Source organism: Microbacterium meiriae, assembly GCF_040702565.1.
Lineage (GTDB): Bacteria > Actinomycetota > Actinomycetes > Actinomycetales > Microbacteriaceae > Microbacterium > Microbacterium meiriae.
This window is the reverse complement of the sequence record NZ_JBFBLJ010000001.1, coordinates 896,491-912,235: the sequence shown is the minus strand read 5'-3', so window position 1 is coordinate 912,235 and position 15,745 is coordinate 896,491. Positions and strand designations below refer to the sequence as shown.

Below are 15,745 nucleotides of genomic sequence, written 5' to 3'. Positions count from 1 at the left end.
GGCGCGCTGCATGCATTCTCGGTTAGTGTTCACTAACCCGTTGATTCAGGTTAGCGAGGATTAACTGAGATGACAAGCCCCGCCACCGCCCGTGACCGCGCCAAGGCAGAACGCTCCGACGCCCTTCTGCATGCCGCGGCTCGGCTCTTCGCCGCGCGCGGGTACAGCGGGGTGAGCCTGGAGGACATCGGCGCTGCCGTCGGTGTGTCCGGGCCTGCGGTGTACCGCCACTTCGCCGGGAAGCAGGCCCTTCTCGGAGCGGTCCTGGTGAAGGTCAGCCAGGACCTCGTCGCGGGCGGACGACGCGTGTCCGAGGAGACGAGCGCACCCGACGAGCGCATGCGCGGGCTCATCCGCTTCCATGTGGAGTTCGCGCTCGGCAACGCCGAGGTCATCCAGGTGCAGGATCGCGATCTCGCCTTCCTCGACGAGGACGATCGCGCCGAGGTCCGCCGGCTGCAACGCGCCTACATCGAGCTCTGGATGGACGCTCTCGCCGCGCTCGAGCGTCCGGAGCCGCTCGACCGCGACGAACTCCGGCTCCGCGTGCAGGCATGCTTCGGTCTCATCAACTCGACCCCGCACAGCACGCGGGCCGCGACGAGACGGCACACGGCCACCGCGACCGTGCTGGTCGCGATGGCCGAGGCTGCGCTGCGCGCCGCTAGCTGAGCAGCATCGCCCGTCCCGGATCCTCGAGGATGTCGGCCACGTCCTTGAGGAACGTCGCGCCCTCGGCCCCGTCGACGAGGCGATGATCGAAGGACAGACTCAGCGTCATGAGCTGACGGAGTGCGATCTCACCGCGGTACTCCCACGGCTGCCGCCGCACCGCGCCGACCGCAAGGATCCCGGACTGCCCTGGCGGGAGGATCGGTGTTCCGGCCTCCACCCCGAACACCCCGATGTTCGACAGGGAGAACGTGCCCCCGGCGAGCTCGGCCGGGGAGGTCTTCCCCGCGCGAGCGGTATCCGCGAGCTGCCTGACCGCGGTCGACAGCTCCACCAGGTTCATCCGCTCCGCATCCCGGATCATCGGCACGATGAGACCCCGATCGGTCGCCGCGGCGATCCCCAGGTCGACATAACCGTAGTGGACGATCTCGCCGGACTCCTCATCCCAGCGCGCATTCAGGCCGGGCGCCCGGCGCAGAGCGAGACAGACGGCCTTCGCGACGACGGCGAGCGGGCCGATCCGGTGCTCCGCAAGCGCTCGGTCCTCGCGGAGACGTGCCAGCATCTCCATGGTCGCGGTCACATCGACCGTGTGGAAGACCGTGACGTGCGGGGCGGTGAACGCGCTCTGCACCATCGCCGCTGCCGTGTGCTTGCGGACCCCGCGGATCGGGACGCGCGTCTCCCGCGGCCTCCCCTCCGCGCGCGGAAGGGTTCCGGATGCCGCGGTGGTCTCGCGCTCAGGCGTCCCGGCGGGCCGTGACGGCTCCGCTCCGATACGCTCCGCGTACGCATCCACGTCTGCCCTCGTGATCACGCGGTCACCGACTTCCGCGGCGACGAGGACGAGGTCGACGCCCCGTCGCTTGGCGTAGGCGCGCACCGGAGGGGTTGACCGTGGTCGCTCCAGAACGGGCTCGACCGCGACCGATGGCGTCGCGTCGTGCGGCGCTGCCTCGAGAACGGCGGTGTCGGCCGCCGAGGCCACCTGGGCGGCACTCCGGCGCCGCGCCCGGCGCGCGGGGCGTCCACTCGATGTCGGGGCGGCTCCGTAGCCCACGAGGTTCGGCTGCGCCTTCTCCGCGGAGGCCTCTTCCTCGCCACCGGACGGCGCCGCCGGAGGATCGTCCCCCTCGATGTCGAAGGCGATCAGCGGTGCTCCCACGGCGACGGTCTCTCCCGCGTCCGCGTGCAGGGTCGACACCGTGCCTTCATAGGGCGACGGCAGCTCGACGACGGCCTTGGCCGTCTCGACCTCCGCGAGGGTCTGATTCAGCGCGACGCTGTCGCCGGGCGCGACGAGCCACTGCACGACCTCCGCCTCGGTGAGTCCTTCGCCGAGGTCGGGGAGACGGAATTCGGCGATCATGCGTCCGCTCCCGTCAGGCTGTGCGGGCGATCCATCACGCGATCGACCGCATCGAGGATCCGGTCGAGATCCGGCAGGTGGTACTTCTCGAGCTTGGCAGGCGGGTACGGCACGTCATGCCCGGTGACCCGCAGCGGAGGGGATTCGAGGTACTCGAAGCAGAGCTCGGTCACGCTCGCGATGACCTCCGCGGCGAGGCCGGCTTCCCGGGAGGCCTCGTGCGCGACGACCACTCGTCCGGTCTTCCGCACCGAGGCGGCGATGGAGTCGTAGTCCACCGGAGAGAGCGATCGCAGGTCGATGACCTCCAGGGCGACGCCCTCGTCTTCCGCGGCCTCCGCCGCCTGCAGCGCGGTGCTCACCATGGCTCCGTAGGTGAGGACCGTGACGTCCGTCCCGGAGCGCACGACCCGGGCGAGTCCCATCGGCGGCGCATCCGCGAGCGGGGCCTCGAGGTCGACCTCGCCCTTGTGGTGATAGAGCCGCTTGGGCTCGAAGAACACGACGGGGTCGTCCGACGCGATCGCCTGCCGGAGGCTCCGATAGGCGTCCTCCGGGTTCGAGACGGCGACGACACGGAGGCCCGCCGTGTGGGCGAAGTAGGCCTCCGGCGACTCGGAATGATGCTCGGCGGCACCGATTCCGCCGGCCCACGGGATCCGGATCGTGATCGGCATCTTCACCCGCCCCTGGGTGCGGTAGTGCAGCTTGGCGACCTGCGAGACGATCTGGTCGAAGGCGGGGTAGACGAACCCGTCGAACTGGATCTCGACGACCGGGCGGTAGCCGCGGAACGCGAGACCGACGGCCGTGCCGACGATCCCGGACTCCGCGAGCGGTGTGTCGATGACCCTGGCCGCCCCGAACTCGTCGAGGAGGCCGTCGGTGATCCGGAAGACGCCGCCGAGCTTGCCGATGTCCTCGCCCAGGAGCACCACCTTCTCGTCGTCGCGCATCGCCTGACGGAGGCCGGCGCCCAGCGCCTTGCCGAGAGTGAGTTCGGTCATGGTCACGCCTCGCCCTCGAACGACGCGAGGTATGCCGCGTACTCGTCGCGCTGCCGTTCCAGGCCCGTGTGCGGCTCGGCATAGACGCCGTCGAACACCGCCAGCGGCGGACGGGTGACCATGCCGAGGCAGGTCGCGCGCATCTCCTTGGCGACCGCGTCCGCAGCCGCCTGCGTCTCGGCGAGATGCTCCTCGGTGAGGTCCCCGGTCGCACGGAGGTACGCCTCCAGTCGCGTGATGGGGTCGCGGCGGCGCCAGGACTCCAGCTCGGCCTCGTCCCGGTACCGGGTGGGGTCGTCCGCGGTGGTGTGCGGGCCCATCCGATATGTCACGGCCTCGATGTAGGCCGGGCCCTTCCCGGAGCGCGCGTGGTCCAACGCCCAGCGCATCGCCGCCAGGCAGGCGAGGACGTCGTTCCCGTCCACACGGAGGCTCGGGATCCCGAACCCGGGCGCGCGCCCGGCGATCGGATACTGCGACTGCACGGCGACCGGCTCGGAGATGGCCCAGTGGTTGTTCTGACAGACGAAGACGACCGGCGCCTGATACGACGCGGCGAAGATCATCGCCTCGTTCACATCCCCCTGGCTGGTCGCCCCATCACCGAAGTAGGTCACGGCGACCTCCGATGCCTTCTCATGCTGGATGCCGAGCGCGTACCCGACCGCGTGCAGGGTCTGGGCGCCGATGATGATCTGCAACGGAGCGACGCGGAGGGCGGCGGGATCGTAGGCCGCCCCCTCTTCACCGCGCCACATCCGCACGTAGTCCCCCGGCTGCGCGCCGCGCGCGTAGATCACGCCGGTCTCCCGGTAGCTCGGGAAGACGTAGTCCTGCGGATCGAGCGCCCTGGCCGTACCGATCTGCGTGGCTTCCTGGCCCTGGCACGGCGCCCAGAGTCCCAGCTGCCCCTGACGCTGCAGGGCCACGCCCTCGGCATCGATGCGGCGGAGGATGACCATGTCGCGGTGCAGTGCCCGCAGCTGCGCGGCGTCGACATCGGTGACGAACGGGTCGAGGCGGTCGTTGGCGACACGGGTCCCGTCCGGAGCGAGGATGCGCTCCGACAGCTCCAGATCCTGGGCGGTGTCCGCAATGGGGGTGGTCTGCGGCGACATCATCGTCCTCCTCGTCCCTGGCGGCCCTCGTGGGGCGACGCGCAATGGTGCCGGCGTCATCACCGGCATGGTCTGAGGGTACGTCCGGTGAACACCTCGCTCAAGCAACTCAGTCTGGATTGAGCATGTTGCTCATTTTTCTCCGGTCGCGTGCTGCTAGGGTTTGACACTATGCCTGGACTGGACCGGATCGACCTGGAGCTTCTCGCCGCGCTCGCCGACGACCCGCGCGTGACCATCGTCGCTCTCGCCGAGCGCATGAGCCTGTCGCGGAACACCATCCAGGCGCGGATGGCGCGGTTGGAGCAGAGCGGCGTGTTCCTCTCCTACGAGCGCGCCTTCTCCCCCGATGTCCTGGGGTTCCCGCTGCAGGCGTTCGTCAGCATCGGCGTCCGCCAGACCGAGCTTCCCCGGATCATCAACGAGCTCGCGCGCATCCCGGAGGTCGTCCAGGCGCACGGCCTGAGCGGCTCCATCGACCTGTTGGCGCGCGTGGCATGCCGCGACGCGCGTCACCTGTTCGACACGGACGCCCGGATCCTCTCGATCGAGGGCGTGGAGCGCACGGAGACCTCGCTCGCGATGGGCGAGGTGATCCCGTTCCGGGTGGCCGGACTCATCGGCCTCGCGCGACGGGAATCCTGAGGAACCGACGGACCGCTCCGGCTGCCTCGGCCGGGGTCTCGTAGTGGATCAGGTGACCCACGTGCGCGATCTCGACGAGGGACGCGTCCGGGAAGAGAGTGACCAGCGCGCGCTCCGCCTCGATCGGGGTGATGTCGTCCTTCTGGGCGGCGATCAGGAGCGTGGGAACGTCGATCGACGGCGCGAACTCCCTGACGTCGTGGGAGACGCTCGCGACGAACGCGTCGTGCAGGACCTCCCGGTCGGAGAACCGCGAGAAGTAGGTGTCGTGCTGGTCGTGGATGAAGCGACGCAGCTCCGGATCCCGCGTCTTCGCCATGGTCACGCTCATGACACGGACGATCACCCGGTTGCGCAGGAGCGCGGTGCCGATCCGCGGCGGAAGCTTGGCACCGAGAGCGTAGTACAGCACCGCCAGTCGGGTCATGATGCCCTTCGGTCCCTCCAGCGCGGGCGCGCCGATGGGGTTCACGAGGATCAGCCGCGGGGTCTTCAGCCCTCCGGCGACGGCGGCGGCGGTCACGATGGAACCGAACGAATGGCCGAGGATCACGGCACCGGGTGCCGTGGCCGCCGTGAACTCGGTGAGCCATCCCGCGTACTCCGCCAGATCGTGGCGGCGACCGGGCAACGGCGCGGACTCCCCGAATCCCGGGAGGTCGGGAGCCAGCACCCGGAGTTCGGGCAGGAACGCCAGGACAGACTCGAGACCGTGGTGCTCGCCCCGGAAGCCGTGGACCGCGATGACGGTCGTCTCGGCGTCGTCCGGACCGTACGCCCAGTACGCCGTCGATCCGCCGCGGACCTCCACCTCATGGCGCTGCACCGGAATCCGGCTCAATCGCTCCGCATACGGGGAAGGCACACTCATGATCCGAGTCTACGAGGTCCCGACCGCGCGGCCCGCCCGCGGGCCCGCGGAGCATCCCCACCGTGCTGTCAGTGGCATGGGCTACTGTCCAAGAAGCCCCGGCCGCCCGGAAGAGGGCGCAGCAAGGAGTGTCGGTGCAGTTCACATCCACGGACATCGAGCAGGTGGAGACCACCTGGCAGCAGTTCGTGCCCTCGGCGACCCTGCAGGACGTGGACCCGCGCCGGTTCCGCTTCGATTGGCGCTCGGTGGAGGCACCCTCGATGTCGCTGGTCCGTTACCAGCTCGCCGCCCAGGTGCACTCCCGCGCCGAGCCCGAGGATCAGCTGTTGGTGTGCCGCGTGGATGCCGCCGATGCCCGGATCTGGTCGGGGCGCCAGGGACTGGACGCCGCCCAGCCGTGGCTGACGGACGGCGTCCGCGTGGAAGCGAAATGGAATCAGGTGGCCCGGGTCCGGGCCCTCGTGTTCGATCGGACCGCAGCGCGCGACTCGATCAGGCAGATCACCGGCGACGACCGCCTCGAGCTCCGGGCCACCGGGCTCGCTCCGCATACGCGGGAGGACGGAGCGCGGTGGGAGCAGATGTTCTCCTATATCGACGGCTCGTTCGGACCGGACGGCGCCGCCCCTCTCATCGCCGCAGAACTCGAACGCCACGCCCTCCTGCTGACGATGTCGGCGTTCCCCACCACGTTCAGCGAGTCGCTGCACCGTCCCGCGCAGCGCTCTGCGGCACCGGCCTCGGTGCGTCGTGCCCTGGCGTACATCGAGGACAACGCACATCTGCCGATCACGGTCGACGACGTCGCCGCGGCCGCGTACATGTCCACGCGTGGCCTGCAGTATGCGTTCCGCCGCGCACTCGACATCACACCGAACGAGGCCCTGAGGCGTGCTCGGCTCGATGGCGCGCATCGGGATCTGCGACACGGCAAGGGAGCCTCCGTGTCGGCCGTCGCCCGCCGATGGGGTTTCAGCAATGTCTCCCGGTTTGCCATCGCCTATCGCGAGGCGTACGGGAATCCGCCCGTCCTGGCGGCCCTGTGACGCCGGACTGACACCGCGCGCATACTCTGTTCGCGCCCGACGGCGAGTCCCGGCGATGCGCACGATGTCGTGCGCAAATTGGGTAGAGTCCAAGTATCCCCGGGAGCGGTCTGCCGTCTTCCCCCTGCACGTTCCGAAGGAGCGCCATGAACACCCCCGCCTCCCGCGCGAAGGTCGGCTGACGATGGGCAGCCTGTACTACGGCGACACCCAGACGCCGATCCAGATCGAAGACCGCGCACTCGCGCACCTCAAGGTCGTCATCGCCACCAAGCTGCGGCGCAACGAGAGCTTCACCCTCTCCTGGCGCCACCCCGAGGGCGACGCCCCCGGCCGCTCCACGCTGTGGCTGCACCCGTCCATCCCTCTCCGGTTCGTCTTCGACGAGGCCGAGACGCCCGAGCTGAGCCGTCGCTGGATCGAGGAACTCGCGCACTCCGCGAACTCGAGCGGAGGCATCACCCTCGTCGAGGAACATCTCGAAGGCGCAGACGTCGTCTGACGAGAAGGGCCGCGGGTTTCCCCGCGGCCCTTCTCGTTTCCGAATGAGTCAGCTCAGAGGCCCTCGTCCGAACTGGAGCTGACCGAACGCCGGGTCGTGGGCTCCCCCGTCCCCGGGTCGACGTACGTGCGCGACACGGTCTCCGTGCGACGTCGGCGGGCGAGCAGCACGATGCCGATGAGGAAGATGATCACGCCGGCACCCATGAGGATGTAGCCGACCATGTCCAGGTTGACCCACGGCACGTCGACGTTGATCGCGAACACGAGGATCGCTCCGATGACGAAGAGCGCGATTCCGCTGCCGATGCTCATTGTCTCTCCCGTTCCGCGGCGCGGTGCCGCTCTCGGGGAGCATGGCAGCGCCTCGTGGCGTCGAGGAGGGGCTTGACACGGCCACGCTCAGGTCTCCGGGACTCTCAGGCCGCACCGGACTCCGGGCGCCGGGCCCAGAGGTCAGGGCCGAAGACCTCGTAGTCGATACGGTCCGGCGCGATCCCGCGGGCCGTCAGTGCGCCCCGAACGGCTTGCATGAACGACAGCGGCCCGCAGAGGAAGACGCGTGCCGTCGGCGGAAGGTCGATGCCGGCGAGATCCATCCGGCCGGACCGCACCGACGGCCCCTCCTCCACGCCCGCCGTGTACCAGGTCAGGGCGCGGACGTCGCTCAGATGCTGCGCACGACCGCGCACGGCAGAGACGAGGGCGTGCGTGTCCGGCTCCCGGTCCACATGGAACAGGTGCACCGGCCGGTCGGGACGCCGCTGTGCGAGGTCGTCCACCATCGCCGCGACGGGAGTGATGCCGATTCCCGCCGAGATCAGGACCAGCGCGTCATCGGAGTCGTCGAGGAGCAGGTCGCCGGCGGGCTGGGAGACATCGAGTACCGTACCGACCTGCGCGTTCTCGTGCAGCCAGGTCGACACCTGACCGTCCGGTGCGCCGTCCACACCACGCACACGCTTCACGGTGACGCGCAGCGCTGCCCCGGGTGCAGACGAGGAGATCGTGTACTGCCGGGGCTGGCGCGTGCCGTCCGGGAGGTCGACGGCGACGGCCACGTACTGCCCGGTCCGATGGGGCGCCCGCTGACCGTCCACCGGCTCCAGGACGAGGGAGATGACGTCACGGGCCTCCTCCACCCGCTCGATGACGCGGTGCGGCCGCCACGGGTGGTCCGGGTCTGTGCCCGCCTCCGCGTAGAGCCGCGCCTCCTCCGCGATGAGCGAGCAGCCGAAGAGCCAGTACACCTCATCCCACGCGGCGTGCACCGCCGGTGTGACCGCCTCGCCGAGGACCTCATCGACGGCGGCCAGGAGATAGCGGCCCACGATCGTGTACTGACGGGCCGACACCCCCAGCGAGACGTGGCGGTGGGCGATACGTCGCATCACCGGGGAGAAGTCCGGCGCGTCGGGATCGATGAGGTGGACGGCGAACGCCACGACGGACGCCGCCAGTGCCTTGGGCTGATCGCCCTGCGCCTGATGCGCGCGGTTGAAGACGTTCAACAGCTCCGGATGCGCCTCGAACATGCGCCGATAGAACAGGGTGGTGATCTCGTCGGCGTGTGAGGCGACGACGCCGGCGGTGGCGCGGACGATGGCTTCGGAATCCGTGGAGAGCTGCATGGCTGCCTTTCGGTCGGTGTCCGTTCAGCCTCTCGACGACGAGCGCGCCACGTCGCCGCGGATACCGTGGAAAACAGGACTCCGCCCCGCTTTCACCTCACGTAGCCGTAGGACTCGACCCGCGGGAACGCGAGGCCATCGCCTTCGCCCGTCCACACGCCGCTGAAGCGCAGCACGACATCGTCTCCGGCGTCGAGCGGCCCGTTCCACGTGACGGCGTTCTCCGCCGCGGAAGGGCGGCCGGAGGTCGCTTCCAGCGTCGACGCTGCCCAGGTCGAGTCGTCGAGGAGGCCGTCCAGGCGGAACGTGAGCGCGCTCTTCGTGGAGTCCACCTCGCCGTTGTTGAGGAACTGCATGGTGTACGTCACGGTGTCCCCCACCTGGGGATCGGTCGGGCTCATGTTGAACGTGTACTGGAAGAAGAGACAGGCAGGCCCGACGCGCTGCGCGAGCACGCCCGTGCTCAGCGGCTTCGACACGGCCGGGTCCGCAGGTGTCGCCTCCGCGTGAGCGGCGGGGGCGAGCGTCGCTCCACCGAGCGAAAGAGCGGCCGCGACGCCGAGGGCGGCAGAGGCACGGGCAATGAGCGTCTTGGTCATGAGAGATGCCTTTCTCCGACGCGCTGCGGCGTCGGCGTGGTCGTCGAGGGAAACTCCTCGACGACCACTAGACGCCGAATGGCACGATCGATCACGCGACGACGAAGAAGTCGTCGCGCGATCGATCTGCCTGGCCTCTCCTAGTCCTCAATCACCGACGCGACCCGCCACCCGATGGCGGACGCCGAGCGCTGTCAGTCCCGCAAGCAGCAGCAGCGCTCCCAGGGCGAACGGGCCGGCGGGTCCCTCGGATCCGGTCAAGGCGAGCTCACCACCCGGAGGGGGCGGCGGAGTGACGGCGGTCCCATTGGTGAGGACCACCCCGAGCGTCGCGTCTTCGGAGATCGTGAGCGTCGCGCCGTCGTCGCCGACGTCGACTCCTGCGCCGGTGAAGTGCGGGCTCTTCCACGTGACGCCCTCCACGGCGATCGGCGCCTTCTCGCGGAGCGTGACGACCGTTCCCGCCGGCAGATCCGCGAGTCCCTCGCTCTCGCCGGCACGGAGCGCGAGTTCACCGGTGACGGAACGCCCCGCGAGCTCGTACGAGTACTCCACGGTGAAGGTCTGGTGCGCAGGAACGAGGGAGGCCCCCGCCCCCGTGACCTTCTTGGTCACCGTGAAGCCCCCGACCGGCGGCGGCGTGACCGTCGTCGGGTTGGTGAGCGTCACCGCGACTGTCGTGCCCCGTGCGATGGTGACGGTCGCGCCGCCATCGGTGATCGCCACATCGGTGCCGGAGAAGACCGGCGCCTGCCAGGTCACGCCGTCGACGTCCGCAGGCGTGACCTCAGACAGGGTGACGACCGTGCCGGCCGGCAGATCTTTCAGACCATCGGTCTGCCCGGATCGCAAGGCGAGCTCGCCCTCAACCGTCTGTCCTGCGCGCTGATACGAGTAGGCCACCCGGAACTCGCGATCGTCGGGCACCAGAGCCGCCCCCGGACCGCTGAGCTTCTTTGTCACCGTGAACGCGCCGACCGGAATCACCCCCTCGCCGTCTCCCCCACCCTGCGAGTAGATGACCGGCGTGCTCTCGGCGACCCACCGGGAGCCGGTCACGGTGTTGTGGAATGCATCACCGGGACGGACGTCGGCGGGCAGTGCGGTCTTGTACCGGAGCACGTAGATCGCGTCGGCGACGATCGGCGCGTCCACCGTCACAGTGAACGACTCGGAGCTGACCTCCGTGACGGTGAAGTCGCTGCCCGACTGCAGCCCGGTCGACACGGTGTACTTGCCTCCCGCCCAGTCCTTCGCGAGCACGTACGCCACGGTGACGGACGCGGGATCGAGCACGAGGCCGGCCGTGAACGTGTCGCTGAGCGTCGGAGCCTCCCCGGCCAGCGCGGAGGACGGGATGTTCACGCCCCACGCGATGTTCCGACCGTCGAGCGTCACGTCGCCCCACTTGGTCGGGGTCGTCGGCGCAGAGAACTCCGGGACCGGCCCGATCCCGCCGGGAACGTCGACCGGGACGACGGTTCCGCCGCCCGTCGTGAACGGGATCTCCGTCAGTGTGGTCTCCTCGTCCGCCCTGGCGCGGAAGTGCAGGGTGCCGCTGACGTCGGTGTGGCTGTCCACGTAGTCCGTGAGCGTGCACACGAGCTCACCGGTCGACACCTCGCACGTTCCGACGGTCTGGCCATCCGGCGCCGTCAGGGCGAAGGAATCCCGCACCCCGGTCAGGCTCGGGCTCGTCGGAAAGGCGAGGCGGAACGTATCTCCCGCGGTCGCCGTGTCCGGCACTGCCCAGGTCGCTTCGAACGCGATCCGGTCCCAGACCTTGATCTGGTCAGTGGGTTCTGTGATGGTCAACGAGGTGATCCCCGCGACCTCCGCAGCGCGGGCCGTGGCCGGCGTCGCGATGACGGCCGCCAGGGCCGCCAGACAGATCGCGAGCAGAGCACCCACGAACGTCCTCAGGCGCGTTCCCCGCGCGCCCGATCTGATTGCATGCTGAATGACTGGCACTTTCGACTCCCCAGATGATCGATGAACTCGCGCGGATGGCTTCTTCCGCGCGAGTGATGTCCCCAGGAAGGGATGCAGAACGGCGCGTTCTGTTACGCGGTTCGGTCGAACGGGTTTCTCGCGGCACGTGCAGTATGCCGTGATCCTGCGGAAAACGGCGTCATGAAACGGTCACCTCGTCATCTCTCCTGTGACGGATCGCTTCCCCTTCCGACGCGTCCGTCCGTCTGTAGAGGCATTCGCCGTCTACCTGGTGCCGGGGGCATCGTTGTCTCTCCCCGCTCCCGGCACCTCCTTTCGCAGCGCATCGATGCTCCACCGGTAGCGCTTCAGCCCAGCGAGCAGGATCGCGGCGGCCGTGAAGACGAAGACCGGGTATCGGAACGGCGCAAGCGGCCCGAGGAAGACGAGCATCGTCACGCCGAACGTCACCGTGAGCAGCGCGGCGACTCCCGCCGCGAGCCGGGTCCACAGCCCGACGGCCAGCAGCAGAGCGAGGATGGTCTCCAGAGCCGTCGCCAGCACGGCCGCCGTGTCCACCACCAGGTCGACGGGGACAGGGACGAGCTGCGCCGTGTACGCACGGAAGATCGTCCACGATCCCCACGACACGCCATCAGCCCCCGGGCCGCCGAGGAGCCCGAAGCGGTCGGCGACGGCGAGGGCGAAACTCGCCGCGATCGCGAGACGCAACGCGATCTGCCCCACGTCCTCGATCCGACGACGGGTCTCCGCGTTCGGCACACTCGTGGTCGTCATGGCTCCTGCTCCGATCCGGAGGCTGACGGGCGTCGAGACCTCCAGAGGAGAGACGGGAGAACGCGGCGACGATTACGACGGATGAGACGGGTAGTAGGGCGGGTCGGACTTGAACCGACGATCGTTGGGTTATGAGCCCACTGCCTTAACCAGCTTGGCCACCGCCCCGTACCGCCCAGCCTAGCGGGGCAGGGCCTTACGCTTCCGTTGCGCGGACGTGCGTCGCCGCGTGCTCCAGGTAGATCGCCGCGTTCGCCACCAGAGAGGCACGCTCGTCGTCCGACAGCGCCCTGCGCACCTTCGCGGGAACACCGGCGACCAGGGAACCCGGCGGCACCTCGGTCCCGCCGAGCACCACGGCTCCGCCGGCGATCAGGCAGCCCTCTCCGATCACGGCACCGCTGAGGACGACGGCCCCCATGCCGATGAGAGAGCCGTCACCGATCGTGCAGCCGTGCACCACCGCGTTATGGCCTATGGACACCCGTGACCCGACGACGACGGGATGCCCGGCGTCGACGTGGATCGACACGTTGTCCTGCACGTTGCTGCCGGGTCCGATGACGATCGGCGAGGAGTCACCGCGGAGCACGGCGTTGTACCAGACGCTCGCACCGGGTCCGAGCGAGACCGCGCCCACGATGCGGCCGCCGTCCGCGACGAAGGCCGTGTCGTCGAGCTCGGGGATGCGATCCGGGAGGGCGAGGACGGAGGCTCCGGCAGCGATGCTCATGAGGCGAGACTACCCTCACTCCCCCGGAATCACGCGGAAGTGAGTGGAGCCTCAGCTTCCTTGCGGAATGTCTGAGGCTGAGTAGCGTTGTACTCGTCAGTCAGAGAACTTCATTCGGAGGAGCACAAGATGAGCAAGGCCCAGACCGTTTCCACCACCGCCATCGACCCGACTGTCGCCGCCGGTGCGGCGCAGTTCCTCTCCCCCGTCGTCCTCGGTCTCCAGGCGCTGACCGTCAACGGCAAGCAGGCGCACTGGCACGTCCGCGGCGCCAACTTCGTCGGCGTGCACGAGCTGCTCGACACGATCGTCGCCCACGCCGGTGACTTCGCCGACACCGCCGCCGAGCGCATCGTCGCTCTGGGCCTCCCGATCGACGCGCGTGTGAACGCCGTCGCCGAGAAGGCCGGCGCCACCGGCGTTCCGGCCGGCTTCGCGCAGTCGGACGAGCTGATCCGCGCCGTGATCGCCGACATCGACGCGATCCTCGTCGATGTGAAGGCCGCTGTGGAAGGCCTCGACGAGGTCGACCTCACGAGCCAGGATGTGGCGATCGAGATCCAGCGCGGCCTCGAGAAGGACCGCTGGTTCCTCGTGTCGCACATCGCGGCCTGACACCACGTTCACGACGAAGGGCGGCTCCGATACGGGGCCGCCCTTCGTCGTGTGCGCGCCGCCTCAGGCGACGTGCGTGAGGCGGCCGCCGAGCAGCGTCGTGGTGACGGGCATCGTCCGGAGCCCCGCCGCGTCAGCGATGCGAGGATCCGTCCCGAGGATCACGATGTCTGCGCTCTGTCCGGGACGGAGAGATGTGCGGACACTCGCTTCGAGCGCCTGCTCCAGCGTCAGCCGCTCCTCCGGATGCCAGGCAGCACGGTCGTCGTCAGTCCGCCAGACGGCCGCGGAGATCGCGTGCCAGGGGTCGAGCGGGGCGACCGGCGCGTCGGACCCGAAGCGCACCTCCGCGCCTGCCGCCCGCAGCGAAGCGAGCGGATAGCCGATGGCCGTCTGACCGGCCCAGTGGTGCTCGACCAGGTCGCGGTCGTCCACCGCATGCTGGGGTTGGACGCTCGCGCGCACCCCGAGCCGGGCGAATCGAGCCAGATCCGCGTGCCGCACCAGTTGCGCATGCTCCATCGATCCCGTGGCCCCGGAGGCCCCGAAGGCGTCGAGGGCCGCCGTCACGGCGCGATCGCCGATCGCGTGCACGGCGACCTCGATCCCGGCTCCCGCCGCAGTGGTCAGCAGCGACGTGAGCTCGTCCGGAGGCACCGTCAGCACCCCGTAGTTCGCGGGGTCGCCGGGGTAGGAATGTGAGCAGGCCGCGGTACGGGTGCCGAGCGAGCCGTCGCTGATGACCTTCAACGACCCGACCCGCACGAGGGATCCGACCAGCCCGGTCGGATCCGACACCGCGAGGCGCTCCCCCGTCCGGAGGCCCGCGGTGATCGCCCGATCGAGATCCGCCCGATAGAACGCGAACTCGACACGGTGCGCGGCGAAGCCCGCGAGGATCCGTCGCGGCCAGGCATCGGCGTTCCACGCCATGTCGAAGTCGACCAGACCGGTCACGCCACGCGCTGAGGCCGCCGCCCCCGCACGGATGACCGCCTCATCGCTGTGGGCAGGGTCGACGGCATTCAGGCGTCGGGAGATCTCGAACGCGTCCTCCTCGCGGAGCAGACCGTCGTCCCCGCGGAAGCCCTCGCGCGCCAAGGCCGCCGAGTTCAGCCAGACGCTGTGCACGTCCGCGTTGATCAGGTAGGTCGGCACGACGCCGGTTTCGGCATCGAGCGCGGACACGGATGGCCGGTCAGGCCACAGCGCGTCCCGGAACCCCGTGCCGATCCGTCTTCCATCGGGGAGGACCGGAGCGTCGCGCATCAGTCTCGCGGCCGCTGCGGCCGAGTCCGCCTCGTCCAAGGGCACGCGCTCCGCCGCCAGAGCCCACTGCACGGTGTGCACGTGGTTGTCCCACAGCCCGGGGACCGCCCAGGCACCGTCCGCTTCGATGACCTCTCCACGGGCGGGCAGCGCTCCGGTCGGTGCGATGTCGACGATGTGCCCGTCGGCGAGGTGGAGGTCGACCGGCTCATCGTCCAGCAGGAACTCCCGCCCCGGACCCACGGGGCGGACGGCACGGACCGTTCCGACCTCGACTCCGAGGGCGCTCACGCGCCGCCACCCGTCCGTGCGTCCTGTGCACGACGCATCTCCGCGGCGAGGGCGGCGTTCTCGTACGGCCCTTCGGCGTGCAGCGCCGCGATCACCGCCTCGATGGTCTCCGCGGGCTTGTTCTGGCTCAGCTTCCGCTTGGCGACGACCTTCGTCGGGGTGAGGCGGAAGCCGACCGTTCCGGATTCGAGTCTCTCGATGAAGGCCGCGTCGTTCGGACGCTCCCACATCAGGCGCGGGTCGGGCAGGCGCGACTCGAACCGCGCGACGAGGGCATCGAGCACACGGAGATTCTCCGCGGTGCTGAGGATCTCGGGAACGCCCGACAGGTGCACCGCGGTGTAGTTCCAGGTGGGGACCGCGGGGACGTCGCCGTACCAGCCCGGCGAGACGTACCCGTGCGGCCCTTGGAAGGCAAGCAGGATCTCCCGGTCCCCCAGACCGTGGATGGCGTCGTCCGGGCGGCCCACGTGCCCCACGACCGTCAGATCATCGCGGTCGTCGTCGAGGAGGACGGCATAGTGCGAGGCGACCAGACCATCCTCAGGCGCACTCACCACCGTCGCCCACGGGTTGGCGTCGATGACGCGGCGGATCTCGGCCACATCGGCGAGCGTGAAGCTCGGATTCTGTCGCATGGAT

The 15,745-nt window shown here is 69.5% G+C and carries 17 protein-coding genes, 1 tRNA gene and 1 pseudogene; 5 read left to right on the top strand and 14 right to left on the bottom strand.

What is annotated here, in order from left to right; all coding sequences use genetic code 11:
- Nucleotides 1–69 precede the first annotated feature (69 nt).
- Entirely contained in the window at nucleotides 70–672 is a 603-nt protein-coding gene (locus AB0310_RS04415) for a TetR/AcrR family transcriptional regulator (protein WP_259951545.1), read from the top strand.
- Here AB0310_RS04415 and AB0310_RS04410 read toward each other — a convergent pair.
- From AB0310_RS04410 to pdhA, 3 genes are read right to left on the bottom strand one after another with little or no spacing between them, the layout of a single operon-like run.
- The gene (locus tag AB0310_RS04410) at nucleotides 665–2,044 is read right to left on the bottom strand and encodes a dihydrolipoamide acetyltransferase family protein (RefSeq protein WP_366236652.1); all 1,380 of its coding nucleotides are present in this window, start codon (nucleotides 2,042–2,044) and stop codon (nucleotides 665–667) included. The genes AB0310_RS04415 and AB0310_RS04410 overlap by 8 nt on opposite strands.
- Nucleotides 2,041–3,051 (bottom strand): alpha-ketoacid dehydrogenase subunit beta, encoded by a 1,011-nt coding sequence (locus AB0310_RS04405; protein ID WP_259951546.1) that lies wholly within the window; start codon nucleotides 3,049–3,051, stop codon nucleotides 2,041–2,043. Before AB0310_RS04405 ends, AB0310_RS04410 begins: the two co-directional genes overlap by 4 nt.
- Nucleotides 3,052–3,053: 2 nt before the next feature.
- Complete coding sequence (gene pdhA, locus AB0310_RS04400; RefSeq protein ID WP_292795258.1) at nucleotides 3,054–4,169, bottom strand: pyruvate dehydrogenase (acetyl-transferring) E1 component subunit alpha; 1,116 nt, start codon at nucleotides 4,167–4,169, stop codon at nucleotides 3,054–3,056.
- A 171-nt stretch (nucleotides 4,170–4,340) separates the two neighbouring features.
- On the opposite strand from pdhA, the gene AB0310_RS04395 reads away from it, so the two are divergent.
- Nucleotides 4,341–4,814 (top strand): Lrp/AsnC family transcriptional regulator, encoded by a 474-nt coding sequence (locus tag AB0310_RS04395; RefSeq protein ID WP_025103414.1) that lies wholly within the window; start codon nucleotides 4,341–4,343, stop codon nucleotides 4,812–4,814.
- Here the strand turns inward: AB0310_RS04395 and AB0310_RS04390 are convergent.
- Nucleotides 4,786–5,685, bottom strand: a complete 900-nt coding sequence (locus tag AB0310_RS04390) for an alpha/beta fold hydrolase (protein ID WP_280566270.1) — start codon at nucleotides 5,683–5,685, stop codon at nucleotides 4,786–4,788. The genes AB0310_RS04395 and AB0310_RS04390 overlap by 29 nt on opposite strands.
- 134 nt (nucleotides 5,686–5,819) lie before the next feature.
- On the opposite strand from AB0310_RS04390, the gene AB0310_RS04385 reads away from it, so the two are divergent.
- Nucleotides 5,820–6,734 carry a helix-turn-helix transcriptional regulator gene (locus AB0310_RS04385; RefSeq protein WP_292795189.1) on the top strand — a complete coding sequence of 305 codons (915 nt, stop codon included), beginning with the start codon at nucleotides 5,820–5,822 and terminating at the stop codon, nucleotides 6,732–6,734.
- A 184-nt stretch (nucleotides 6,735–6,918) separates the two neighbouring features.
- A complete protein-coding gene (locus AB0310_RS04380; RefSeq protein WP_060921991.1) occupies nucleotides 6,919–7,236 on the top strand; it encodes a DUF7882 family protein in 318 nt (105 codons plus the stop codon).
- 53 nt (nucleotides 7,237–7,289) lie between these two features.
- Here the strand turns inward: AB0310_RS04380 and AB0310_RS04375 are convergent, their stop codons facing one another.
- From AB0310_RS04375 to AB0310_RS04340, 8 genes and pseudogenes are all read right to left on the bottom strand, one after another.
- Complete coding sequence (locus AB0310_RS04375; protein ID WP_366236651.1) at nucleotides 7,290–7,550, bottom strand: DUF6458 family protein; 261 nt, start codon at nucleotides 7,548–7,550, stop codon at nucleotides 7,290–7,292.
- Between the two features lie 104 nt (nucleotides 7,551–7,654).
- Nucleotides 7,655–8,161 (bottom strand): ferredoxin reductase domain-containing protein, encoded by a 507-nt coding sequence (locus AB0310_RS04370; RefSeq protein ID WP_332107629.1) that lies wholly within the window; start codon nucleotides 8,159–8,161, stop codon nucleotides 7,655–7,657.
- 330 nt (nucleotides 8,162–8,491) lie between these two features.
- A pseudogene (locus AB0310_RS04365) lies at nucleotides 8,492–8,869 on the bottom strand (globin domain-containing protein); the annotation flags it as partial.
- 89 nt (nucleotides 8,870–8,958) lie between these two features.
- Nucleotides 8,959–9,465: a hypothetical protein gene (locus AB0310_RS04360; RefSeq protein WP_366236650.1), complete on the bottom strand. Its 507-nt coding sequence runs from the start codon at nucleotides 9,463–9,465 to the stop codon at nucleotides 8,959–8,961.
- 147 nt (nucleotides 9,466–9,612) lie between these two features.
- Nucleotides 9,613–11,376 carry a DUF5979 domain-containing protein gene (locus tag AB0310_RS04355; protein ID WP_366236649.1) on the bottom strand — a complete coding sequence of 588 codons (1,764 nt, stop codon included), beginning with the start codon at nucleotides 11,374–11,376 and terminating at the stop codon, nucleotides 9,613–9,615.
- A gap of 306 nt (nucleotides 11,377–11,682) precedes the next feature.
- Nucleotides 11,683–12,195 carry a DoxX family protein gene (locus AB0310_RS04350; RefSeq protein WP_259951551.1) on the bottom strand — a complete coding sequence of 171 codons (513 nt, stop codon included), beginning with the start codon at nucleotides 12,193–12,195 and terminating at the stop codon, nucleotides 11,683–11,685.
- A gap of 94 nt (nucleotides 12,196–12,289) precedes the next feature.
- A tRNA-Ile gene (locus tag AB0310_RS04345) sits at nucleotides 12,290–12,363 on the bottom strand.
- Between the two features lie 28 nt (nucleotides 12,364–12,391).
- Nucleotides 12,392–12,928, bottom strand: coding sequence for a gamma carbonic anhydrase family protein (locus AB0310_RS04340; protein ID WP_366236648.1), 537 nt, complete (start codon nucleotides 12,926–12,928; stop codon nucleotides 12,392–12,394).
- A 129-nt stretch (nucleotides 12,929–13,057) separates the two neighbouring features.
- Here AB0310_RS04340 and AB0310_RS04335 point away from each other — a divergent pair, with 129 nt between their 5' ends.
- A complete protein-coding gene (locus tag AB0310_RS04335) occupies nucleotides 13,058–13,543 on the top strand; it encodes a Dps family protein (protein ID WP_025103404.1) in 486 nt (161 codons plus the stop codon).
- Between the two features lie 63 nt (nucleotides 13,544–13,606).
- Here AB0310_RS04335 and AB0310_RS04330 read toward each other — a convergent pair whose 3' ends face one another.
- The gene (locus tag AB0310_RS04330; protein WP_366236647.1) at nucleotides 13,607–15,103 is read right to left on the bottom strand and encodes an amidohydrolase; all 1,497 of its coding nucleotides are present in this window, start codon (nucleotides 15,101–15,103) and stop codon (nucleotides 13,607–13,609) included.
- Nucleotides 15,100–15,741 carry an FMN-binding negative transcriptional regulator gene (locus tag AB0310_RS04325; RefSeq protein ID WP_280566285.1) on the bottom strand — a complete coding sequence of 214 codons (642 nt, stop codon included), beginning with the start codon at nucleotides 15,739–15,741 and terminating at the stop codon, nucleotides 15,100–15,102. Before AB0310_RS04325 ends, AB0310_RS04330 begins: the two co-directional genes overlap by 4 nt.
- Nucleotides 15,742–15,745: the final 4 nt, after the last annotated feature.